Below are 22717 nucleotides of genomic sequence, written 5' to 3' on the forward strand. Positions count from 1 at the left end.
GCTCAAGGCCCCCTCAGAGTAAAGCTTGAGTCAACGTGCAAGGTGGTGGCCGTGAACCGACAGCAGATGAACGGCGGTGCCCGCAGGGCCGTCTTCACCCCGGTGGACAACCGGGCACGCGTGGACGCGGTCGTCCGCAGGATCGGTGACGCCATCGAACTGGGCCTGCTCGCCGACGGCGAGCAGTTGCCCGGCGAGAGCGAACTGGCCGGGCAGCTCGGCGTGTCCACGGTGACCCTGCGGGAGGCGCTGATGGCCCTTCGCCAGCAGGGCCTGCTCACCACCCGCAGGGGCCGCGGCGGCGGCTCCTTCGTCTCCCTGCCCGAAGTCCCGGGCGAGGAACGCCTGAAGGCGCGCCTGCGCGGCTGGGGCACCGAGGAGCTGCGCGACCTCGGCGACCACTGGGCCGCCCTGTCCGGTACGGCGGCCCGCCTCGCCGCCGAGCGCACGGAACCCGAGGACCTTCTGCAACTACGGCGTACAGCAGAGGAGTTGGCACGGGCCGAGGACGCGGCCGCGCGTGGGCGGGTGTACGGGCGCTTCCATGTGGAGCTGGCGGCGGCCGCCCAGTCGGCCCGGCTCACCCGTGAACAGGTGGCCCTGCAGACGGAGGTGGGGGCGCTGCTGTGTCTTGTGCTCGCGGACGACGAATATCGTGAAGAGGTGGCGGACCGTCACCGCTCCGTAATCTCGGCCGTGCAGGATGGGGCTCACCGAACGGCCAGGGAACTGGCCGAGCGGTGCGTGCAGGAGTCGACGGCACGGCTCATCGCCCTGCGTCTGACGCTCTAGCCGCGCACCGCGTCCGGTCCCGTCCGGGGGAGGGTGGCATGAAGCTGGCGACGGCAGCGCTCGGCACGGCGCCGGAGGAGTCGGTCGCGGCCGAGGTGGGGTCCGCGCTGGAGAGCGTGTTCGACGCCGTGTCCGCCACCCGCGCCGAGACCACGGCCCTGCTCGCCCGGGTGGCCGCCGACCACCGCCGCCCCGCCACCGTGGACCTCGCCGCCCTGCGCCCGGGCCTGCACCTGCGGCTGGCCCGGAACGCGCTGGTGTCCGGGGTCGGCTTCGTCGCCGCGCCGGGCCTGCTGGGCGACGTACCGGCCTGGCTGGAGTGGTGGCAGTCGGGCGCGGAGGGGGACGTACGGCCGCTGCTGCTCGACCTCGACCCGGACCACTCGGCGTACGCCGACTACACGCACTGGGACTGGTTCGCCCTGCCCCGGGACACCGGCGAGCGGGCGGTGGCGGGACCCTATGTCGACTACCTCTGCTCCGACGAGTACAGCCTCACCCTGTCCGCGCCGGTGGAGACGGAGGGCCGTTTCGCCGGTGTGGCCGCGGCCGACGTGTACCTGCGTCACTTCGAGGCCGCCGTGCTGCCGCTGCTGCGCCGGCTGCCGGGCCCGGCGCACCTGGTGAACGCGCGCGGACGGGTCGCGGCCTCCGCCGACCCCGCCCATCTGGCCGGCTCGCTCACCAAGGGGCCGGACTTCGCCGCCGTGCTGGAGAGCGCGCGCCCGGCCCGGCACGACGGCATGCGCCTGATCCCGTGCCGAGGCGTCCCGCTCGTGCTGGTCACCTCCCCGCGCTGACGCGGGCCACCCCCCTCTCCGACCCGGCACCGTCGGCGACCTGAACGCCGGCGGGGCCCGGTCAGGTCTCGGTGTCCGGCACCACCCTCAGGTGCGCCGCCGTGCGCCGGGCGGTGCGCGGGCGGGGGCGCTCGCGCCGGGCCTCCCGCAGGACGAACGTCATGCGCGTGTACCCCATCTCCCGCAGCGTCTCGGGCGTCTCGTCCACCACGCGGCAGTCGGTGGCGCCCCAGCGCGGATCGGGATGCAGCAGCGGCCGTACGGCGCCGTCGTTCGCGGCGGCCCGCTCCCCCATGACCCTCAGCCAGTGCGGCAGGCCCTGGCGGTAGGCGGCCTCCATGATCGGGTCCTGGGCGATCTCCCGGCGGATGGCCTGCAGCCCGTGGTCGTGGGTGTGGCACTCGACGGCGGCGGCGAAATGGGCGAGCATCGGCAGGCACCAGCTCGACTCGTGCTCACCGAGGACGCTCGCCGCGTCGGGATGGAAGAGCACGAACCTCAGGAGGTTGTCGCCCGGCATGGCCGTCGGGTGCGGGCCCACCTCACGGAAAAGTGACGCGAAAGCGCTGTTCGCCAGAACGACGTCCCAGCGGTGGTCGACCACGACGGAGGGGAAGGGCACGGCCTCCAGGAGGGTGGCGTAGTCGTGCAGATACGCCTGGGCCTCGGGACTCTCGGGGACGGGCCGCGGTGCCGGCCGCTGCCCTCCTGCCTGATACGCCATCGGGAGGTCACCCCTCTTGCCTCTGCGGCCTTCACGCGGCGCCTTGATCCTGCGGCCCCGGCAGGAGCCATGTCAACTATCGTGGCATTCCATGCCTGTTGACGGCTGAAATTGGCCACAGTTGTGGCGACACCTGGATGTGAGTTCGAACGACCCGGTAATCTCCGTCAAGTTCACGGCATCCGCTTGTGAGCAGCCTGTGCGAAACGTAGGAGATCTGTCGGTGACGGAAGGCTTCGAGGCTCCGGGCACCACGCCGGCGACCGTCGCGCTCACGGCCGTCGTCGCTCGCGTCGGCACGCTCGCCGACCGGCTCGGCGTACCGCACGCGGAGGTCTTCCACACCGGCCGCCTGTCCAGCGCCTCGGGCGTTCCCGAACCGGTCGTCCAGGCCCTCCTCGCCGGCCGGCCCGCGGGCGAACCCGACGTCCAGGCCCGCTTCCTGCAGCGGCTCGACCTGCTGCGCCGCACCCGGCTGAAGCCCAACGGCCGCAAGTACACCCAGCAGGAGATCGCCGACGGCGCAGGCATGTCCCGTCAGCAGGCCGGCGCCCTGATCAACGGCGACCGCCGCCCCACGATGGAGCACTGCGACGCCCTGCAGCGCTTCTTCCGCGTGCACGCCGGTTTCCTCACGGCCGAGGACCCCGAGGCCCTCACGGTCGCCCTGCAGGGCACCGAGCAGGAGCTGCTGCAGCGGCTCGCGGAGCGGGAGTCGGCGTCGGCGGACGAGGACCCGCTGGAGAAGCTGCTGCAGGACCACGGAGTGCGCGGGATCGCCTGGCGGGCCGCCCAGCTGCCCACCGACCAGCACCGCGACAAGGTGGCGGAGTGGCTGGACATGCTCCTGGAGAGCGTGAAGCGGCCCGAGTCGTGAGCCGAGGGCAGCGCGTGGGCATCGGCAAGGACATGCGCCGCCTGTGCGGCGAACTGGTCTCGGCACTCACCCTGCCCGTCCCCGCTTCCCCCACCGGCCTGCACACCGCCCTGTGCGAGGCGATGAGCCGGCGCCGCGGCCGCCCGGTCCACTTCCGTACGTCCGTCTTCCCGCCCGGCACGGCGAGCGGCCTGTGGCTGGACATGACGGACCGGGACCTGGTCGTCGTCGAGGAACGCACCGCCCCCGGCCACCAGTTGGTGATCCTGGGCCACGAACTGTGGCACATGCGGGCCGGCCACGGCGGCCACCACGTCGACGGCGCGAGGGTCGCCGCCCGACTCCTGGACGACGGCAGTGATCTGCGGACCGCTGTGCGCGGGGTGGCCGCGCGCAGCCACTTCGACCAGGCCGACGAGCAGGAGGCCGAGACCTTCGGCCTGCTGCTGGCGAGCAAGTGCCGCAGTCTGCTCGCCGGTTCGGGCCACCGGGCGCCGGTGCAGCGCGACCACCTGGCGGGCCGCATCGAGGCCTCGCTCGGCTACCTGGGCCCGCAGGGCTGAGCGGGCCGGGTGACGTCCGCCGCGGTTCGGCGGCGTCTCGAAGGGGCGCCGCCCCGCAGCCGTGCGTCACGTCGCGCTGCGTTCGCTGGCCTCCCGCAGGTTCCGGTCCGCGGTGCGCTCCCTGCCCTCGTGGAGGCGGCGGCCCTCGACGAGCAGGTCCCGCCAGTGCTCGCGGCTCCAGTCGGCCGGCGCGGTCGTGGCCGTGAACTCCTCGACCAGGGAGACGAAACGTGCCGGGTCGCTGTGGAAGGGGAAGTGGCCCGCGCCCTCGAAGATCTCCAGTCGGCTGCCCGGCATCGCCTCGTGCGCCCCGTACGCGTGCCGCACCGGCACCACGCTGTCCCGGTCCCCCCACATCAGCATGGTCGGCATGCCCTCGGTCAGATAGCAGCGGTCGAGCATGGTCACGACCTGTCCCCGCCAGTCCACCACCGCCCGCAGCGTACGGATGAAGGCGTTGCGGGAGGTCTCGTCCGGGAGGGCGTCGACGAGGTCGACCAACTCGGCGGCGTCCTGCCCGAGATCGGTGTCCATGAGCTTCATCAGCCGCACCGCGAGCCCCACTTGCGTCCGCATCCCCGGCAGCCGCAGCGCGGACAGCATCACATGGGCGCCCGGCAGCGAGACCAGCCGCAGCACGGGGTTGACCTCCCGCCCCACCCCACCGGCACTGACCAGGATCAGCCGCTCGGTCCGCTCCGGGAACTGGTAGGCGAACTGCATCGCCACACCCCCGCCCAGCGAGTGCCCCACCAGGGTCGCCGACTCGATGCCGAGCGTGGTGAGCAGGTCCCGGACGCCGTTGGCGTACGCGGCCACGGAGTAGTCGGCGCGCGGTTTGTCGGAGGCGCCGTGGCCGAGCAGGTCGGGGGCGATGACGGTGTGGGTGCGGGCCAGGTCGGGGATCAGCTCGGCCCAGGTCGCCGAGGAGTCGCCGATGCCGTGGACGAGGACCAGGGCGGGGCCCTCGCCGGCCATCCGGAAGGCGCGCCGGTATCCGTGCACCACGCGGTACCGCAGCTCCAGTTCGCCCTCGCCGACCGGGCGCAGCCGCACGGCCCGCGCCGGGCGCCTTCCCGAGACGTCGACCATGCCTCGCCTCCCGTGTCACGGCCGCCCGCAAGCGGCCCGAAAGCCCCTGTCCTCCAGCGTAGATCCCCATTCCCACCAGGGGTTTCGAGGAGGTTTCGGCTCCGCTAAGCGAGCGAACGGGCCCGTCGCCGGACCCGATTGTCAGTGGTGGGCGGCAAGCTGGAGTCGCCCCCCTCCATACCGGGGTGCGCAGCGACCGAGCCGAGACGCGACACGGGGAGAGCCGACGATGCCCACCGCTGTACTGACCGACCGCGAGCGCACCGCAGTACAGGCCTATCTGCGGCTGCTGCACACCGTACGAGCCGCCTTCGACGGTCCTCCCGGCGAGGCCCGACCACCCGTGGTTCCGCCCTCGGTGCTGGCCGAGGCGGAGCAGGCGCTGGCGGACGCGGGCCTGACGGGCAACGAGGAGGAGTTCTTCCGGCTGTTGCAGAGCTGGTGCCCTGAACCGTGACGGGCTCGCTCCGTGTCAGTCGTCGGTGTGCGGGACCGTGACCGTCGTCGCCACCAGCCCCCGCCGGACGCTCCAGCGGCCCTGGAAGCGGTTGATCCGTCGGCCGCCCACCAGGGGCCCGGCGACGAGGAGTTCGGCGCGGAAACCGCCCTGCGGCGGCCCGTCGCCCGCGTCCACGGAGACCTCGAGGTCGGCCTCGGTGAACTCCAGCCACCGCCCGGTGAGGGGGAACCACGCCTTGTAGACGGACTCCTTGGCGCTGAACAGCAGCCGGTCCCAGTGGACTTCCGGATGCTCCTCGGCCAGCCGGCGCAGCCGGTCCGCCTCGCCGGGCAGCGACACGGCGTCCAGGACACCGTCCGGCAGGGGCCCGTGGGGTTCGGCGTCGATGCCGAGGGAGGCCAGGTCGGCGGCGCGGACCAGGGCCGCCGCGCTGTAGCCCTCGCAGTGGGTCATGCTGCCCACCAGGCCGGCGGGCCAGAGCGGCGCGCCGCGTTCGCCGGGCAGCACGGGCTGCGGGGGCACACCGAGCTTCTCCATGGCGCGCCGCGCGCAGGCGCGCACCAGGGCGAACTCGCGCCGGCGCTTGGGCACGGCCTGCGCGACGACGGCCGCCTCCTCGGGGTACAGCGGGGCGGGCTCGGTGCCGTCGTCGCCGTGCACCTCCACGACCACGGCCTCGTGCGGCAGCAGCTCCTCGATCACCCGGCCCCGACCTCCCTCGGCAGTACGCGGCGCGGTCCGCCCGGCGGGTGCGGCCGCCCCCGCCACTCGCGGGGGTAGCCGACGGACACCTCCTCGAAGCGGACCCCCTCGTGCCAGGTGGTCCGCGGGATGTGGAGATGACCGTAGACCATGGTCTCGACGCGGAAGCGGCGATGCCAGTCGGCGGTCAGCTCCGTGCCGCACCACATGGCGAACTCGGGGTACCACAGCACGTCACAGGGGTGCCGGTCCAGCGGGTAGTGGTTGACCAGGACCGTGGGCAGGTCGGCGGGGAGTTCGGCGAGCCTGCGCCCGGTCTCGGCGACCCTGGCCCGGCACCAGTCCTCACGGGTCGGGTGGGGGTCGGGGTGCAGGAGGTACTCGTCGTTGCAGACGATGCCGGTGCCGTGCGCGTACCGCAGGCCCTCCTCCTTGGTGGCGCAGCCGGCCGGCAGGAAGCTGTAGTCGTACAGGAGGAAGAGCGGGGCGACGGCCACGGGCCCGTCCGGGCCCTCCCAGACGGGGTAGGGGTCCTCCGGCGTGGTGACGCCGATGTCGCGGCACATCTCGACGAGGTGCTCGTAGCGGGCGACACCGCGCAGGGTGACCGGGTCGCGGGGGTGGGTCCACAGCTCGTGGTTGCCGGGCGCCCAGACGACCTTGGCGAAGCGGCCGGCGGGGGTCTTCAGGGCCCAGCGGATGTCGGAGACGGTCTCCGCGACGTCACCGGCGACCAGCAGCCAGTCCTCGTCCCTCTCCGGGCGCATGGCCTCGACCAGGGCGCGGTTCTCGGCGTATCCGATGTGCAGATCGCTGATGGCCAGCAGCCGTCCGGCACCACCGGCCCTCGACGTCACCGCTCGCCCCCTCCGCACATCGCACGCCCGGGACACCCCACGCCCGGGAGTCCCACCAGAGCACATTCACGGCGCGTGGACAAGGCGGCACCGGTCCGTCCACAGGTCCGCCGAATCCGTAACACGTACGTTGCACGCGGGGCCCCGGGAAAGCCGTATGATCGCCCCAACACCAACGCCACGGACTCCCTTCACAGGGGCGTTTGGTGACCCTCCAACTCCCCTGCCCGGGCACGGGCTGCTCAGCCGTGCCCGCGAACCGTGAAAGGACGGCCCTGCATGGTCTCTCGCGTACGCGTCTGGCTCAACCGCACGTACGCGGAGAACGTGTTCTTCATGGATCAGCTGCGGCGAAATCCCAGTGACCGGGCGGTCGAGATCCACGCGACCCACGGTGACGCCGACTCGCCGGTGCTGGCCGCCGCCGACACGGCCGACCTGGAGCCGGAGGGGCTGTCCCCGGCCGCGTACGTGGAGTTCGCCCTCGACCAGTGCGCCAGGCGGAACATCGACGTCTTCGTGCCGCGTCTGCACCAGTCCGCGATCGTGGCGCACCGCGCCGACTTCGAGGCCGTGGGTACGGCCCTGCTCGCGCCGCCGCCCGAGGCCGTCGCCGTGTTCGAGGACAAGGTGACCGCCTACGAGGCCGTGCAGGCGATCGGGGTGCCGGTGCCGTCCTGGTGGCGGGTGCGCACGGCGGACGAACTCCTCGCCGCTGTCGAGGAGTTGGAGGCCGCCGGGCACAAGGCGTGCTTCAAGCCCGCGTCCGGCGCGGGCGGGGTGGGCTTCCGGGTCGTCACCCGGGCGCCCTTCTCGATGGCGCACCTCAACGGGTTCCCCAGCCCCTATGTGCCGCTCGATCTGGTGGTGGGAGCACTCGAGCAGGCCGAGGAGCCGGTCGACTGGATCGTGATGCCGCGGCTGGAGCAGCCGGAGGTCTCGGTGGACTGCCTCACCGGGCCCGACAACCGGGTGCGGCTGGCCGTGGGGCGGACGAAGAACGGCCGTCGGCGCGGGTTCACCTTGCACGAGCAGTGGCTGGAGCCGGCGCGGCGGATCGCCGAGGGGTTCGGGCTGCACTATCTGTCCAACATCCAGTTCCGGCTGTTCGGCGACCGTCCGGTCCTCATGGACGTCAACACTCGGCCGGCCGGCGGCCTGCACCAGCTGTCGCTGTGCGGGGTCAACGCCCCTTGGGCGGCTGTGCAGTTGGCGCTCGGTGAGGATCCCGGGGAGATGGCGCCGCCGTTCCTCGGTCAGGACTACACGGTGGTCTCCGGGCCGCGGCCGCTGCGGCCGGTGTCGATTCCCCAGCAGCGGATGGAGGAGACGGAGACCCTGCTGCCGGCGTTGCCCGCGCCCGTCGAGCCGGTTGAGGCCGCGGCTTCCGTCCTGAGCTGAAAGCCCCACCCACAGGTATGGACCAATTCTGTCGTTCGCCTTGACAAGAGGATTGGTCCATACCAACTTTGTTGCGCACCCCCTGCAGTTCTCTCTGTACCGCTCTCTGCACTCCCGAACACCCCCATTCCTTCAGGGAGATCGCGTGCGCAACACACTCAGACGTTCCCGGCGTCGGCTCCTCGCACTGGTCGGTTCCGCGGCTCTCGCGCTCGCCGGAGCCATCGCCCTTCCCGGCACGGCCCAAGCGGCCAACATCCTGGCCAACCCCGGCTTCGAGTCGGGCGGTCTCTCCCCCTGGACCTGCACCGGCAACCTCGGCTCGGTCGTCTCCTCCCCCGTGCACGGCGGGTCCAAGGCCCTGCAGGGCGCGGTGTCGGCGAGCGACAACGCGCAGTGCAGCCAGACCGTCTCGGTCCAGCCCAACACGACGTACAGTCTCAGCGGTTGGGTTCGCGGCTCCTACGTCTACCTCGGCGTGAACGGCGGGGCCTCGACGTGGACCACCTCGCCCTCGGCGTACAGCCAGCTGTCCGTGTCCTTCACGACCGGCGCCTCGCAGACCAGCGCGACGATCTACGTCCACGGCTGGTACGCGCAAGGGACCTACTACGCCGACGACATCAGCCTCGACGGACCCGGCGGCGGTGGCGGCGGCTCGGACACCCAGGCGCCCTCCGCGCCGACGGGCCTGACCTCCACCGGCAAGACCTCCTCGAGCGTGTCGCTGAAGTGGAACGCCTCGAGTGACAACGTGGGCGTCACGGCGTACGACGTCTACAGCGGCTCGAACAACGTGCTCAGCGTCTCCGGTACCTCCGCGACCGTCAGCGGGCTCTCGCCCAGCACCTCCTACACCTTCACCGTGAAGGCGCGGGACGCGGCCGGGAACGTCTCGGGGGCCTCCAACTCCGTGAGTGTCACGACGGACGCCGGGACCGGCGGCGGAGGCGGGTTCAAACAGGCCGCGCCCTATCTGTACGAGGGCTGGGGGGATCCGCCGAGCCCGAGCACGGTGATGAGCGCGACCGGCATCAAGTGGTTCACGATGGCCTTCGTGCTGGACTCCGGCGGCTGCACCCCGGCCTGGGACGGCAGCCGACCGCTGACCGGGGGCGCCGACCAGAGCGCGATCAACGCCGTCCGGTCCGCGGGCGGTGACATCGTGCCCTCGTTCGGCGGCTGGCAGGGCAGCAAGCTCGGCGCCAACTGCTCCTCCGCGAGCGCCCTCGCCGGTGCCATCCAGAAGGTGATCGACGCCTACGGCCTCAAGGCCGTCGACATGGACATCGAGAACACCGACGAGTTCGAGAACGAGGCCGTGCAGGCGAGGATCCTGACCGCGCTGAAGACCGTCAAGGCCAACAACCCCGGCCTCAGGACGATCGTCACCTTCGGCACGTCCACCACCGGGCCGACGTACTACGGCAACCGGCTCATCGAGCAGGCCCAGTCGCTCGGCGCCAACATCGACGTCTTCACGATCATGCCGTTCGACTTCGGCGGCGGCTCGGACATGTACGGCAACACGGTGAACGCGGCCGAGGGGCTGAAGGCCAAGCTGAAGTCGACCTTCGGCTGGGACGACGCCACCGCCTACGCGCACATCGGCATCTCCGGCATGAACGGGCTGTCCGACCAGCAGGAGAACACCACTCCGGCGATCTGGACCCAGATCAAGGACTGGGCCAACTCCCACCACATCGCCCGGCTCGCGTTCTGGGCGGTCAACCGCGACCGGCCGTGCCCGGGCGGCGGCGTGGTGAGCAACTGCTCCGGAATCAGCCAGAACACCTGGCAGTTCACCTCGATCACGGCCGGTTTCACCGGCTGACGACGGCTGGAAGCAGGGCTGGCGCCCGGGCCCCCGTGGCGGGAAGAATCCTTCCCCGCCGCGGGGGTTTTCCCGTGGTCCGGGGTGACGGCGGATTCGGGGGCTGCTCAGGGGTGAGAAGAAGCATCGCTGCCTGTGGGTGTCTGCTGCTGCTTCTGGCCGCCTGCGGGGCGCCCGGCGACGAGAAGGACCTGGGGCCGGACCTGAGCCAGGCCGACTTACGGGCCTCGATCGTCAACGACCGCAAACACCTCCTCGACGGCTCCCTCTCCTACGCCCCCTCCGTCTCGGTGCCCGTCGGTGGCAGCCTGCGGTACGACGTCGTCCTCACCGCACGCGGCGAGAAGTCGCGGCGCGCCGTGCGGACCGCCGTTCAGACACGCGTCTTCCGGGTGGGCGGGATGCAGGGCGCCCGGCTGACGGCGGACAGCCAGGAGGTGCGGGCGGTCCTGCTGTCCGAGGCGAGGCAGCCCATCGCCGGGCCGGGAGAGTCCGCGGTGTGGCAGTGGAGCGTGTCCGCCGACGAGCCGGGCGACTACGAACTCGGCCTCACCGTCATCACGTACCAGAGCGACACGGACCGCGCCCTGGAGACGCTCAACCCGCCGATCGACGTGCGTCTGACGGTGCGCGACACCTGGTCGCACCGCTTCGCCTCGATGCGGGACTGGCTGTTCACGGCGGCGGGCATCGCCGGTGCCCTGGCGGGAATTTACGCGCTCCGGTCTCCCCTGGCCGAACTCGTGCGAGGACGGCGGGAAGCCCGGAAGCAGCGTGACGAGAGCCGGGACGGCTATCTGTGAGCGGTCGTCAGAAGCGGCCCGACCCCCGGTACAGCTCCAGCTCCCCCTCCAGCTCCACGGCCAGCACCGTGGCGTAAGGGTCGAGGTCCGCCTGTCCCGGCGGGTCGATCCACAGCACGCCGACCGCCTCGTGCAGTCCGCCCACGACCCGGTGGCCGAGTTCGGTGCCGGTGCCCAGGACGGTCACCCGGCGGACCCCCGTCGCCAGGCCCCGGACGCCGATCTCCGCCCGCGGGATGTCGAACAGGGTGAGATAGAGGGTGCGGCGGTCGGCGGAGAGGGTGCTCGGACCGTAGTGGTGCCCGGCGGGCAGCCCGCGCACCGTCCCGTACACCGCCTCCGCGTGCCGGCGGATCCACTCCCCCAGGCCCTCCAGCCGCTCGACCTGCGGCTGCGGGATGGTGCCGTCCTCCATCGGGCCGACGTCGAGCAGCAGGTTGCCGCCCCCGCCGATGGTCTCGGTGAAGTAGCGGATCAGCTGGGCGAGCGACTTGTGGTTGTGGTCCTGGTGCTGGTACCCCCACGAGTCGTTGATCGTCAGGCACAGCTCCCAGGGGCCGTCCGGCGGCACGATCGGGGCGCCCTGTTCCGGCGTCGCGTAGTCGCCCTCGCTGAGCATGCGGGCGTTGAAGACGACGTGCGGGACGTACGACCTGATGAGCGCGGCCAGTTCGGGGATGCGCCACTGCTCCTCGCTGCGGTCCCACTCGCCGTCGAACCACATCAGGTCGGGCCGGTAGCGGGAGGCCAGCTCGGTGATCTGGCCGTCGCGGTAGGCGATGAACCTCTCCCACGCCGCCAGGTCCTCGTCCTCGGCCGCCACTTCGGAGTAGCGGTTGTCCTCCAGCTCCGGCGGGCGGCCCGGCTTGCGCGTGGAGGCGTAGTCGGGGTGGTTCCAGTCGGAGTGGGAGTAGTACAGGCCGACCTTCAGGCCCTTCTCGCGCAGGGCGTCGGCGTAGGGGCCGATGTAGTCCTTGCCGAGGTTGAGGTCCCCGTACGCGGTGTCCCACAGGGCCACACCGTCGTGGTGACGGCTCGTCAGGACCGCGTACCTGGCCCCGGCGCGGGCGAACAGGTCCGCCCACGCCCTCGGGTCGTAGTTCGCGCCGGTGAACCGCTGGAGCTGGGACATGTACTGCTCGTGCGGCACGATGTCGTCGTAGAACGACCAGGACTCCTGGACGCCGTCGACGGCATAGATGCCCCAGTGCACGAAGATCCCCAGCTTGGCGTCGGTGAACCACGGTTGCATGGCCATCGCTCAGCCCCTGCGCAGCCTGAGCGTCAGGATCTGGAAGGGGCGCAGGGAGACCGGGACGCCACCGTCCACGACCTCCGCGTCCTCCAGGGGCCGCTCCAGCAGGTCGGTCACCTGGGCGCCGGTCAGCGGGAAGCCGGTGCGCAGGACGCCGCTCGCGCGGCCGCCGCGGGACTCGTAGAGCCGTACCACCACGTCACCGGACTCGTCGTCGGCCAGCTTGACCGCCTCGACGGTGACGCCCTCGCCGGCAACGGACACCACCGGCTCCGGCTCGCCCGCCGAATCGGCCACGCGCAGCGGGAGGTTGAGGGCGTAGCCCTCGGCCACCGCGTCGTCGATGCTCGCGCCGGGCAGCAGGGAGTAGGTGAGGCGGTGGCGGCCCTGGTCGGCGCCCGGGTCCGGGATGCGCGGGGCGCGGACCAGGCTGAGGCGGACCGTGGTGGTCGTACCGCCGTCCTCGCGGACCGTGCGGGAGACGTCGTGGCCGTAGGTGGAGTCGTTGATGACCGCGACGCCGTAGCCGGGTTCGCCGACGTGCACCCAGCGGTGGCCGGAGACCTCGAAACGGGCCGCCTCCCAGCTGGTGTTGGTGTGCGTGGGCCGCTGGATGTGGCCGAACTGGATCTCCGCGGAGGAGTGCGGGGCGCGGATGTCGACGGGGAAGCCGGCCTTCAGGAACTTCTCCGCCTCGTGCCAGTCGATGTCCGTCTCGAAGTCGATACGGGGGCTGCCGGCGCGCAGCGTGATCGTCTGGACGATCGTCGAGCCCTTGCCGAAGGACCGCGTGACGCGGATCGAGCCGAGCAGCGGGTCCTCGTCGACGATCTCCACCGAGTCGGCGTCGAGCAGGTCCGTGTAGCGGTTCTTGTAGTGCTTGTCGACGTCCCAGGCGTCCCAGTAGTTGGGCAGGTCGGTGTGCAGGCGGAGCAGGTTGCCCGCCTCGGCGAGGACCTCGCGGCCCCCGGCGCGCAGGTCGCGGACGGAGGCGAGGGTGCCGTCCTCGGCGACCTCGACGCGCACCAGGCCGTTGTCGAGCACGCGGCCGTTCACCGTGACGGGAGCCGGGGGTTCGGCCGCCGCGACCGGCGCGCTGCCGTTCGCCGGTACCTCGACGAAGGTCGGGAAGCCCGTCGCCGTGCGGATGACCTCGGCGCGGTCGAAGGGGCTGGTGTTGAACACCCGGGTGCCGCCCGCGCCCAGCGCGGCCACCGCCTCGGCGGTCAGCGCCTCCAACTCCTCGGCCACGCGCGCGTATTCGGCCTCCGCCTCGCGGTGCACCCAGGCGATCGAGGAACCCGGCAGGATGTCGTGGAACTGGTGCAGCAGCACCGTCTTCCACAGCCGGTCCAGCTTCTCGTACGGGTAGGCGTAGCCCGGCGCGTGCAGCGCGGCTGTCGTCGCCCACAACTCGGCCTCGCGCAGGCGGTGTTCGGAGCGGCGGTTGCCCTGCTTGGTGCGGGCCTGGGAGGTGTAGGTGGCGCGGTGCAGCTCCAGGTAGAGCTCACCGACCCACACGGGGGCGTCCGGGTACTCCTCGCGGGCCTTGGCGAAGAACTCGTCCGGGTGCTCGACGACGACCTTGGGTGAGCCCTCCAGGTCGGCCAGCCTGCGCGCGCGTTCCATGATCTCGCGGGTGGGGCCGCCACCGCCGTCGCCCCAGCCGAAGGGGGCGAGGGAACGGGTGGCGTTGCCCTTCTCGGCGTAGTTGCGGACCGCGCGGGACATCTCCTCGCCGCTGAAGCGGGCGTTGTAGGTGTCGACGGGCGGGAAGTGGGTGAAGATGCGGGTGCCGTCGATGCCCTCCCACCAGAAGGTGTGGTGGGGGAAGGTGTTGGTCTGGTTCCAGGAGATCTTCTGGGTGAGGAACCACTCGTTGCCGGCGAGCTTGGCGAGCTGCGGGTAGGCCGCGTTGTAGCCGAAGGAGTCGGGCAGCCAGACGCCCTTGGTCTCGACGCCGAAGTGCTCGATGAAGAACCGCTTGCCGTGGATCAGCTGGCGGGCGATGGCCTCGCCGCCGGGCAGGTTGCCGTCGGACTCGACCCACATGCCGCCGACCGGCGCCCACTGGCCCTTCTTCACGGACTCCTGGATGCGGGCCCAGACCTTCGGGTAGTTGTCGCGCACCCACTCGTACTGCTGGGCCTGGGAGCAGGCGAAGACGAACTCCTCGTACTCGTCGGCCAGCGAGGTGACGTTGGAGAAGGTGCGGGAGGTCTTGCGCTTGGTCTCGCGGATGGGCCACAGCCACGCGGAGTCGATGTGCGCGTGGCCGACGCCGGAGACGATGTGGGCGCTGGCGTTGGCGGGCTTGGCCAGCACCGGCTGCAGCGCCTCGCGCACGGCGGTGGCCGAGCCGGAGACGTCGTCCAGGTCCAGCAGGTCCAGCGCGCGGTCCAGGGCGTGCAGGATCTCGTGCCGGCGCGGGTCGTGCTCGCCGAGCTCCGCCATCAGCTCGCGCAGCACCTGCAGGTCCAGGTCGAGGTGCCAGACCTCCTCGTCGAGGACGGCGATGTCGGCCCGCTTGAAGGTGTAGAGGGGCTTGTCGCCGGCGGTGAGGACGTCGCCCAGCGGGGTGGGCTCGGCGAAGTTGCCCGCGAGGATGTCCGGGTTGGAGGCGGCCTCGACCAGGTAGTGGATCTCCTCGCCGCCCGAGGCCGGGTTGGCGATCGGCACGTACTGGTTGAGCGGGTTGACCGCCTTCAGCGGGGTGCCGTCGGTGAGGTGGACCAGGGCCTCGGCCTGGTTGCCGGGCCAGTCGCCGACGAAGCCGAGGTCGATGACGGCCTCGACGCGCCGCCCCGCGAACTCGGCGGGCACCTGCCCGCGCATCCGGAACCAGGTGGTGCCCCACGGCGGACCCCAGGGAGTGTCCATGGCGAAGGGGGCGTACGGCGCGGCCGCGGCCTCCTCGAAGGAGACCGGCTCTCCGGGGGCCTGCCAGGCCTCCACCTCGAAGGGGACGGTGGCCGCGTAGACCGCGGGCTGGATGCGCTGGGTGTGGAGGCGCTCGGCGCGCTCTTCGATCCGGCGGCGTTCGTCGTGCATGGAAGGTCTCCAGGGGGAAGGCGGGGAGAAAGCGAGGAGAAAGCGCTTTCCGCGCGGGAGCTTACTTGAGGTAGGCCAGGCCGGGGTGAACGGCCGTGTAGCCCTCGACCAATCGTCGCGCCACGTTGACGGAGTCGACCAGGGGATGGAGGGCGAAGGCCTTGACGGCCGTCGTCCGGGAGCCGGACTCGGCGGCGGCGAGCACCTCCCGCTCGACGGCCTTGACCGCGCAGACCAGCCCGGTGGCGTGGTCGGGCAGCGGGGCCACGGAGACCGGGTGCGCGCCGTTGGCGTCGACCAGGCAGGGCACCTCGATGACGGCGTCGGTGTCGAGGACGGAGAGCGTGGTGCGGTTGCGGACGTTGAGGATCAGGGTGGTGCGCTCGTCGCGGGCGATGGCCCGCATCAGGGCGAGGGCGACCTTCTCGTAGCCGCCGGAGAGGTCGTCGGGCTCGCGCTCGCCGGCGCCCGCGGTCTCCCGGTTCTCGGCCATGTACGTCGCCTCGCGCTCGGCCCGGGTGCGGTCCCAGGCGGCGAGGGCCTGGGCTCCGGGGTCGCGCATCTCCTCGTAGAAGTGGGCCTGCTGGTCGCGCAGGAAGGCTCCGCGGGTCTTCTCGGCCTGCTGGTAGGCGCGGACGGCCTCGCGGTTGAAGTAGTAGTAGTGCAGGTACTCGTTCGGGATCGCGCCGAGGGACTGCAGCCAGTCGGTGCCGAAGAGCTTGCCCTCCTCGAAGGAGCCGAGCAGGTCGGGGTCGGCGAGCAGCCGGGGCAGCTCGTCGCGGCCCGCGATGTGCAGGCCGCGCACCCAGCCGAGGTGGTTGAGGCCGACGTAGTCGATCCACGCCTCCCCCGGGTCGGCGCCCAGCACCCGGGCGATACGGCGGCCGAGGCCGACCGGCGAGTCGCAGATGCCGATGACGTGGTCGCCGAGGTGGCGGGACATGGCCTCGGTGACCAGACCGGCCGGGTTGGTGAAGTTGATGACCCAGGCGTCCGGGGCGAGCCGGGCCACCCGACGGGCGATGTCCACGGCGACCGGGACCGTCCTGAGGCCGTAGGCGATGCCGCCCGCGCCGACCGTCTCCTGGCCGAGGACGCCTTCCGCGAGGGCGACGCGCTCGTCGTCCGCCCGCCCCTCCAGGCCGCCGACCCGGATCGCCGAGAACACGAAGTCGGCGCCGCGCAGGGCGTCGTCGAGGTCGGTCGTGGCGGTCACCGCGGGGGCGTCCTCGACGCGGGCGGCCTGCTCGGCGAGGACCCGGGTCACGGCGGACAGCCGGCCGGCGTCCAGGTCGTGCAGCACGACCTCGGTGACCCTGCCCTCGCCGCGGTCGCCCAGGAGGGCGCCGTACACGAGCGGCACGCGGAACCCGCCGCCGCCCAGAATCGTCAGCTTCACTCTTGCACCTTTCCTGCCTCGACCACCTCGACGCCCGCCTCCTCCAGGGAGGCGCGGGTCGCCGGGTCGGCCGGGGCGTTCGTGACCACCACGTCCAGGTCCTCGGGACCACAGACCTTCGCCATGCCCGTACCCGGGAACTTGGCGGCGTCGGCGAGCAGGACGACCTTGTCGCTGGCCTTGATCATGGCCCGCTTCACCGGCACCTCGACGACCGTCGTATCCATCACCTGCCCACCCGGACGCACTCCACTGGTGCCGAGGAAGAGCCAGTCGGCGTGGAGCTGGCGCAGGTTGTCCTCGGTGAGGAAACCGACCAGGGAGCGGTACTCGCGGCGGAGCATGCCACCGAGCAGCACCAGCTCGATGCCCTCGTCGTCGGCGAGCTCCTCGTAGACCACCAGGTTGCTGGTGATCACCGTGAGGCGGCGGCCGTGCAGCTGGCGGGCGAGCCGGAAGGCGGTGGTGCCGATGTCCAGCAGCACCGACTGGCCGTCGGCGACCATGGCGGCGGCGCGCTCGGCTATGGCGTCCTTCTCGGCCACGCGCACCTCGGCGACCTCGGCGAAGGGCTGGTCGCCCTCCTCCACGACGGCGCCGCCGTGCACACGCGTGAGCATGCCGTCCTCCTCGAGCTTGACCAGGTCGCGCCTGATCGTGGCGGGGCTCACACCCAGCTGCTCGGAGAGATCGGTCACGGACGCGGGGCCACCGGAGCGCAGGGCCCGCAGGATGAGTTGGTGTCGTCGTTCTGCCAGCACGGCGTGCACACTACTCGTCATCTTCAATCAAATCCATGCTCAGTTCTGCTCGGGTATTGACCAATCTCGCGGATCAGCGCACGATTCCCGTCATCGAAATTGACGAGTTTTGACGAGAGGCACTTCGCGTGGACGACGACAGGCCCGACGTGCTCCTGACCGGGCTGCTCTTCTACGACCTCGTCCTCACCGGGCTCGGGAAGCCGCCGACCCCGGGTGAGGAGATCTGGACGGCCGGCATGGGCTGCGGCCCCGGCGGCATCGCGAACCTCGCGGTGGCCGCGTCCCGCTTCGGTCTGCGCACCTCGCTCGCCGCGGTCTTCGGCGACGACTTCTACGGCGAGCACTGCCGGGACGTGCTGTGCGACCAGGAGGACATCGACCTCTCGCTCTCCCGCACCGCGGACGGCTGGCCCACCCCGGTCACCGTCTCGCTGGCCGCCGGTCACGACCGGGCCCTGGTCACCCACGGCCAGGAGCCTCCGTACTCGCAGGACGTGCTGATGGGCGACCCGCCCGAGGCGCGCACCGCCCTCGTGCATCTCGAGGCCGAGCCCCGCGAATGGCTCGCCAAGGCCGCCGCGAACGGCACGCAGATCTTCGCCGACGTCGGGTGGGACCCCACCCAGGAGTGGTCGAAGGACCTTCTGGACCAGCTGGCGCTGTGCCACGCCTTCGTCCCGAACGAGGCCGAGGCGATGGCCTACACCCGCACCGACAGCGCGGTCGCGGCCCTCGGCACGCTCTCCGAGCTGGTGCCGGTCGCGGTCGTCACCCGCGGCGGGGACGGCGCGGTGGCCGTCGACCAGACCACCGGCGAGTACGCCGAGGTGCCGGCCCTCGACGTCGACGTCCTGGACGCGACGGGCGCCGGAGACGTCTTCGGCGCGAGCTTCGTCGCCGCCTCCCTCGGCGGCTGGCCGCTGGAGGAACGGCTGCGCTTCGCCGTCCTCGCGGCCGGACTGTCCGTCCAGCACCACGGCGGCGCCCTCGCCGCCCCAGGCTGGTACGGCGTCGACCGCTGGTGGCGCTCGCTGACCGACCCCGGCCTGCGCAAGACGTACGGCTTCCTCGCGGACCGTCTGCCGGCGGACGTCGGGCCGCCGGTGCGCCACGCCCCGGTCACCCCGCCCCGGCAGCACTGACCCTCACAACGCCCCCACAGTCCAACGCCCCTCAGCACCACGAACAGGAACAACAGGAGTGACCCGTGGACCTTTCACGTAGAGGCTTCCTCCAGGCCGCCGCGCTGACCGCGGCCGCGTCCGGACTGACCGTCGCCTGCGGCGGCAGCTCCGGTTCGGGCGGCACCAAGAACGGCAAGAACCTCACCTTGTGGTACTGGGGCGGCGCGCTCAGCGACAAGGTGGTCGCGGAGGCGAAGACCCACTTCGCCTCGGCGGTCACGCTGACCACCGCGTCCATCGGCGGCGACTTCAAGCAGAAGCTCACCACCACCCTCGCCGCGGGCACCTCCGTGCCGGACATCACCGGCATCAAGGGCGAGGACATCGCGTCCTTCCTGCCCAACGCGAGCCGCTTCCTGGACCTGAACGACCTGGGCTTCAAGAAGCTCTCCTCCCAGTACCTGGGCTGGAAGACCAAGCTCGCCCAGACCAAGGACGGCAAGCAGATCGGCTTCCCGATCGACATAGGCCCCACCGCGCTCTTCTACCGCGAGGACTTCTTCGCCAAGGCCGGCGTGGACACCGACCCCGCCAAGGTCGCCGCGCTGGTCAAGACCTGGGACGACTACTTCCAGCTCGGCACCGAGCTGCAGAAGAAGAACCCCGGCACCTACCTGGTCAACAACATCAGCTCCGTGTTCAACATCGCGGTCGGTCAGGGCACCCAGCGGTTCATCGACAAGGACAACCACTTCATCGGCGACCAGGACCACATCCACGCGGCGTGGACCACGGCGATCCGCCCCTACACGCTGGGCATCGACGCCAAGATCAACGACCAGACCTGGAACGCCGCCGTCGGCAAGAACCTGCTCACCGAGCTCGGCGCGGCCTGGCACGCGCTGGACATCGAGCAGGCCGCCCCGCAGACCAAGGGCAAGTGGCGGGTGTGCGCCAACCCGGTCGGACCGGCCAACCAGGGCGGCTCCTATCTGGCCCTGCCCAAGCAGTGCCGCAACCCCGAAGAGGCGTTCAAGATCATCAGCTGGATCCTGAGCCCCACCAACGACGCCCGCGGCTTCACCGACGCCGCGATCTTCCCGGCCGCGCCGGCCGCCTACGCGATGCCCGCCATGACCGGCCCCGACGCCTTCTTCGGCGGACAGAAGATCATCGAGGTCTTCGGCCCGGCCGCCAAGGCCATCCCGGACAGCTACGAGGCGCCCGCCGACGCCGCCGTCATGGCCCCGTACATGACGGAGCTGACCAACATCGAGGCCAAGGGCAAGAAGCCCGACGACGCCTGGAAGGACGCGGTCAGCCAGGCCAAGCAGATCGCCCGGCGCCAGGGGGTGAACTGAGGTGACGTCACCTCCGGTCACCGGTCCCGCCGCGGTGCCGGAGCACCGCGGCGGGCCGGGCCCGGCCCGGTTCCGCCCGCGGCGCGCCACGCCCGCGGGCACCGCACGGCCCAAGCGGCGCGGACTGCTGAAGTACTGGCGGCAGTACCTGGCGATCTCGCCGTTCTACCTGATCTTCGCCGCGTTCTCCTTCTTCCCCGTCTTCTACTCGCTCTACCTGGCGTTCCAGCGCTGGGACGGCATGGGCACCATGCAGTTCGTGGGCCTGCAGCAGTTCCGGTTCCTGTGGGACGACCCGGTCTTCTGGCTCTCGATCCGCAACACCCTGGTGATCTGGGTGCTGTCCACCGTGCCGACGCTGCTGGGCGCCCTGGTGCTGGCGACGCTGCTGCACTCGGTGCGCCGCTTCAAGGGCTTCTACCGCATCGCGCTGTACGTGCCGAACGTGACCTCGATCGTCGCGGTGGCGATCTTCTTCGGCGCGGTGTTCAGCAACAACTTCGGCCTGGTCAACGCGATCCTGGGCACGGTCGGCATCTCGCCCGTGCCGTGGCTGAGCAACCCGTGGCTGATCAAGGTCGTCATCGCGCTGCTGATGACCTGGATGTGGACCGGCTACAACATGATCATCTACCTGGCCGGCCTCCAGGCGATCCCGACCTCGATCTACGAGGCCGCGAAGATGGACGGCGCGGGCCCCGTCCGCACCTTCTTCCAGATCACCGTCCCGATCATGCGGCCGATCATCCTGTTCACGGTCATCATCTCGACCATCAACGGCCTGCAGAGCTTCAGCGAACCGCAGGTCCTGTTCGCCAGCAACGCCGCCAACGCCAACCTCGGCGGCCCGGGCCAGGCGGGTCTGACCACGCTGCTGTACTTCTACCAGTCGGCCTTCCTCAACAACGACTACGGCTACGGCGCGGCCATCGTGTGGGCCTTCTTCCTGCTGATCGTCGTCCTCGTCGTCGTCAACTGGCGCATCACCACACGAGGGAGGAAGGGATGACCGCGGTGGACGACACCACGCACCGCGCCCCGCGCGCGAGGCGGCTGCGCCGCCCCAAGGGCCTGACCGCCCACATCGTCCTCATGCTCTCCGTCGTCATCTCGATCTTCCCGTTCCTGTGGACGATCGTCATGGCGACCAACACCACCCAGGACATCTACAAGAGCCCGCCGAAGCTGACCTTCGGCTCGCACCTGCTGGAGAACATCCGGCACGTGCTGCACACCATCGATTTCTTCGGGTCGATGTTCAACACGATCATCGTCGCCTGCGCGACCACCGTTCTGGTGCTGTTCGTCGACTCCCTGGCGGCCTTCACCTTCGCCAAGTTCGACTTCCCCGGGCGCAAGGTGCTCTTCGGCCTGCTGCTGCTGTTCATGATGCTGCCGCTGCAGCTGGCGATCCTGCCCCAGTTCATCCTGATGTCCAAGATCGGCTGGGTCGGCATGCTCAAGGCGCTGATCCCGCCCGCGCTCGCCAACGCCTTCGGCATCTTCTGGCTGCGCCAGTACATCGAGAACGGCGTGCCCGACGAACTGCTCGACGCCGCCCGCATCGACGGCGCCGGGTTCTTCCGCCAGTACTGGAACATCGCGCTGCCGATGATCAGGCCCGCCCTGTCCTTCCTGGCCATCTACGCCTTCGTGGGTGCCTGGAACGACTACGTCTGGCCGCTGGTCGTGCTCACCAACCCCGCCCACGTGACGCTGCAGGTGGAGCTCGCCCAGCTCAACGTCGGCCACACCACCGACTACAGCATGGTCATGGCCGGAGTGCTGATGGCCGCGCTGCCGCTGGTCGTGGTGTTCGCCGTCTTCGCCCGCGGGTTCATCGCGGGCGCCACCGAGGGAGCCGTCCAGGGCACCTGAGCCGGTGCCGTGAGAAAGGGGGTGGGCGGTGACGTACGCGATCGGCGGACGCGGCCGGGTGCTCGTGGTGGGCATGGACGGTCTGCGCTACGACCTGCTGGCCGGTTCGCCGGAGGCTGCGCCCGTGCTGCACGCCCTGATGGCCACGGGCGCCCATGGCAGCAGCCTGCTGCCCTACGGCGAGGTGGACGGCCAGGCCCCTGACGGGCCGTCCACCAGCATGGCCTACACCGACTCCGGGCCCGGCTGGTCGAGCGTGCTGACCGGGGTGTGGCCCGACCGGCACGGCGTGCGCGGCAACGACTTCGCCGGCGCCGACTACGCCCGCTACCCCGACTTCCTGACCCGGGCCGTCACGGCCCGGCGCCGGCTGCGCACCGCCGCCGTGGTGTCCTGGCCGGAGCTGATCCGGCGCGGCACCCTGGGCCCGGCCATCGGCCGCCGGGTCCGCTACGACGGCGAGTCGGACGGCTACGCCACCGCGGACCGCCTCGTCGCCCGCACCGCGGTGCGCTGGCTCACCCAGGACGACCCCGACGCCGTGTTCGTGTACTTCGGCGCCACCGACGAGGCCGCCCATGCCACGGGCCCGCACAGCCTCGCCTACGAACAGGCCCTGCTCACCCAGGACATCCACCTCGGGTGGCTGCTGGCCGCCATCGAGACCAGACGAGCCGACCCCGCCCGCGCCCGGGAGCGCTGGACGGTCCTGGTCACCACGGACCACGGGCACCTCGACACCGGCGGCCACGGCGGCGACACCCGTGCCGAGCGCGAGGTGTTCGTCGTCCTCGCCGAGCCCGGCATGCCCGGCGGCACCCGGCTCGACACACCCCGCCTCGTCGACATCGCCCCCACCGTCCTGGACCGGCTCGGCGTCCCCGTCGACCCCGCCTGGGGCCTTGAGGGCCGGGTCCTGCACGGCCACGGCCACTCCTGCCACACCTCGAACTCCCCCCTCCCACCCCCGACTTCGGAAC

21 protein-coding genes are annotated in these 22717 nt (G+C 71.3%); 13 read left to right on the forward strand and 8 right to left on the reverse strand.

The window, feature by feature from the left end:
* The first annotated feature begins 51 nt into the window (after positions 1 to 51).
* Positions 52 to 792 carry a FadR/GntR family transcriptional regulator gene (locus GRC12_RS13305; RefSeq protein ID WP_208779441.1) on the forward strand — a complete coding sequence of 247 codons (741 nt, stop codon included), beginning with the start codon at positions 52 to 54 and terminating at the stop codon, positions 790 to 792.
* A gap of 38 nt (positions 793 to 830) precedes the next feature.
* On the forward strand, positions 831 to 1592 hold the full coding sequence (locus GRC12_RS13310; RefSeq protein ID WP_208779442.1) for a cache domain-containing protein: 762 nt from the start codon (positions 831 to 833) through the stop codon (positions 1590 to 1592).
* A gap of 61 nt (positions 1593 to 1653) precedes the next feature.
* On the opposite strand, the gene GRC12_RS13315 is transcribed toward GRC12_RS13310, so the two are convergent.
* Positions 1654 to 2316 (reverse strand): MmyB family transcriptional regulator, encoded by a 663-nt coding sequence (locus GRC12_RS13315; RefSeq protein ID WP_208779443.1) that lies wholly within the window; start codon positions 2314 to 2316, stop codon positions 1654 to 1656.
* Between the two features lie 223 nt (positions 2317 to 2539).
* Between GRC12_RS13315 and GRC12_RS13320 the strand changes: the two genes are divergently transcribed.
* Together GRC12_RS13320 and GRC12_RS13325 are read left to right on the forward strand one after the other, a co-directional pair.
* Positions 2540 to 3193: a helix-turn-helix domain-containing protein gene (locus GRC12_RS13320; protein WP_208779444.1), complete on the forward strand. Its 654-nt coding sequence runs from the start codon at positions 2540 to 2542 to the stop codon at positions 3191 to 3193.
* A gap of 32 nt (positions 3194 to 3225) precedes the next feature.
* A complete protein-coding gene (locus GRC12_RS13325; RefSeq protein ID WP_208779457.1) occupies positions 3226 to 3756 on the forward strand; it encodes a toxin-antitoxin system, toxin component in 531 nt (176 codons plus the stop codon).
* A 66-nt stretch (positions 3757 to 3822) separates the two neighbouring features.
* Here the strand turns inward: GRC12_RS13325 and GRC12_RS13330 are convergent, their stop codons facing one another.
* Complete coding sequence (locus tag GRC12_RS13330; RefSeq protein WP_208779445.1) at positions 3823 to 4848, reverse strand: alpha/beta fold hydrolase; 1026 nt, start codon at positions 4846 to 4848, stop codon at positions 3823 to 3825.
* Positions 4849 to 5077: 229 nt separating this feature from the next.
* Between GRC12_RS13330 and GRC12_RS13335 the strand changes: the two genes are divergently transcribed.
* Positions 5078 to 5305: a hypothetical protein gene (locus tag GRC12_RS13335; RefSeq protein WP_133041998.1), complete on the forward strand. Its 228-nt coding sequence runs from the start codon at positions 5078 to 5080 to the stop codon at positions 5303 to 5305.
* Between the two features lie 15 nt (positions 5306 to 5320).
* Here the strand turns inward: GRC12_RS13335 and GRC12_RS13340 are convergent, their stop codons facing one another.
* The gene (locus GRC12_RS13340; RefSeq protein ID WP_208779446.1) at positions 5321 to 6010 is read right to left on the reverse strand and encodes a 4'-phosphopantetheinyl transferase family protein; all 690 of its coding nucleotides are present in this window, start codon (positions 6008 to 6010) and stop codon (positions 5321 to 5323) included.
* Complete coding sequence (locus GRC12_RS13345; RefSeq protein ID WP_208779447.1) at positions 6007 to 6867, reverse strand: metallophosphoesterase family protein; 861 nt, start codon at positions 6865 to 6867, stop codon at positions 6007 to 6009. The genes GRC12_RS13340 and GRC12_RS13345 overlap by 4 nt, the downstream gene beginning before the upstream one ends.
* Positions 6868 to 7146: 279 nt before the next feature.
* On the opposite strand from GRC12_RS13345, the gene GRC12_RS13350 reads away from it, so the two are divergent.
* From GRC12_RS13350 to GRC12_RS13360, 3 genes are all read left to right on the forward strand, one after another.
* Entirely contained in the window at positions 7147 to 8268 is a 1122-nt protein-coding gene (locus GRC12_RS13350; RefSeq protein WP_208779448.1) for an ATP-grasp domain-containing protein, read from the forward strand.
* A gap of 145 nt (positions 8269 to 8413) precedes the next feature.
* Positions 8414 to 10102, forward strand: coding sequence for a carbohydrate binding domain-containing protein (locus GRC12_RS13355; protein WP_208779449.1), 1689 nt, complete (start codon positions 8414 to 8416; stop codon positions 10100 to 10102).
* A 113-nt stretch (positions 10103 to 10215) separates the two neighbouring features.
* Positions 10216 to 10905: a hypothetical protein gene (locus GRC12_RS13360; protein WP_208779450.1), complete on the forward strand. Its 690-nt coding sequence runs from the start codon at positions 10216 to 10218 to the stop codon at positions 10903 to 10905.
* Positions 10906 to 10912: 7 nt separating this feature from the next.
* On the opposite strand, the gene GRC12_RS13365 is transcribed toward GRC12_RS13360, so the two are convergent.
* The 4 genes from GRC12_RS13365 to GRC12_RS13380 all read right to left on the reverse strand — a co-directional run bounded on the left by GRC12_RS13365 (position 10913) and on the right by GRC12_RS13380 (position 17371).
* On the reverse strand, positions 10913 to 12163 hold the full coding sequence (locus tag GRC12_RS13365; protein ID WP_208779451.1) for an alpha-L-fucosidase: 1251 nt from the start codon (positions 12161 to 12163) through the stop codon (positions 10913 to 10915).
* A 3-nt stretch (positions 12164 to 12166) separates the two neighbouring features.
* Complete coding sequence (locus GRC12_RS13370; RefSeq protein WP_208779452.1) at positions 12167 to 15211, reverse strand: alpha-mannosidase; 3045 nt, start codon at positions 15209 to 15211, stop codon at positions 12167 to 12169.
* A 61-nt stretch (positions 15212 to 15272) separates the two neighbouring features.
* Positions 15273 to 16610, reverse strand: coding sequence for a 6-phospho-beta-glucosidase (locus GRC12_RS13375; RefSeq protein WP_208779453.1), 1338 nt, complete (start codon positions 16608 to 16610; stop codon positions 15273 to 15275).
* The gene (locus GRC12_RS13380) at positions 16607 to 17371 is read right to left on the reverse strand and encodes a DeoR/GlpR family DNA-binding transcription regulator (protein ID WP_133042155.1); all 765 of its coding nucleotides are present in this window, start codon (positions 17369 to 17371) and stop codon (positions 16607 to 16609) included. The genes GRC12_RS13375 and GRC12_RS13380 overlap by 4 nt, the downstream gene beginning before the upstream one ends.
* A gap of 128 nt (positions 17372 to 17499) precedes the next feature.
* On the opposite strand from GRC12_RS13380, the gene GRC12_RS13385 reads away from it, so the two are divergent.
* From GRC12_RS13385 to GRC12_RS13405, 5 genes are all read left to right on the forward strand, one after another.
* Positions 17500 to 18516 carry a carbohydrate kinase family protein gene (locus tag GRC12_RS13385; RefSeq protein WP_208779454.1) on the forward strand — a complete coding sequence of 339 codons (1017 nt, stop codon included), beginning with the start codon at positions 17500 to 17502 and terminating at the stop codon, positions 18514 to 18516.
* A 65-nt stretch (positions 18517 to 18581) separates the two neighbouring features.
* Positions 18582 to 19859, forward strand: a complete 1278-nt coding sequence (locus GRC12_RS13390; protein ID WP_208779455.1) for an ABC transporter substrate-binding protein — start codon at positions 18582 to 18584, stop codon at positions 19857 to 19859.
* 124 nt (positions 19860 to 19983) lie between these two features.
* Positions 19984 to 20868: a carbohydrate ABC transporter permease gene (locus tag GRC12_RS13395; protein ID WP_208779458.1), complete on the forward strand. Its 885-nt coding sequence runs from the start codon at positions 19984 to 19986 to the stop codon at positions 20866 to 20868.
* On the forward strand, positions 20865 to 21737 hold the full coding sequence (locus GRC12_RS13400; protein ID WP_208779456.1) for a carbohydrate ABC transporter permease: 873 nt from the start codon (positions 20865 to 20867) through the stop codon (positions 21735 to 21737). The genes GRC12_RS13395 and GRC12_RS13400 overlap by 4 nt, the downstream gene beginning before the upstream one ends.
* A 28-nt stretch (positions 21738 to 21765) precedes the next feature.
* Positions 21766 to 22717: alkaline phosphatase family protein (locus tag GRC12_RS13405; RefSeq protein WP_308286546.1), on the forward strand; the 952-nt coding region annotated here is incomplete at its 3' end.

Source organism: Streptomyces griseorubiginosus, assembly GCF_017614965.1.
GTDB classification, from domain to species: domain Bacteria; phylum Actinomycetota; class Actinomycetes; order Streptomycetales; family Streptomycetaceae; genus Streptomyces; species Streptomyces griseorubiginosus_B.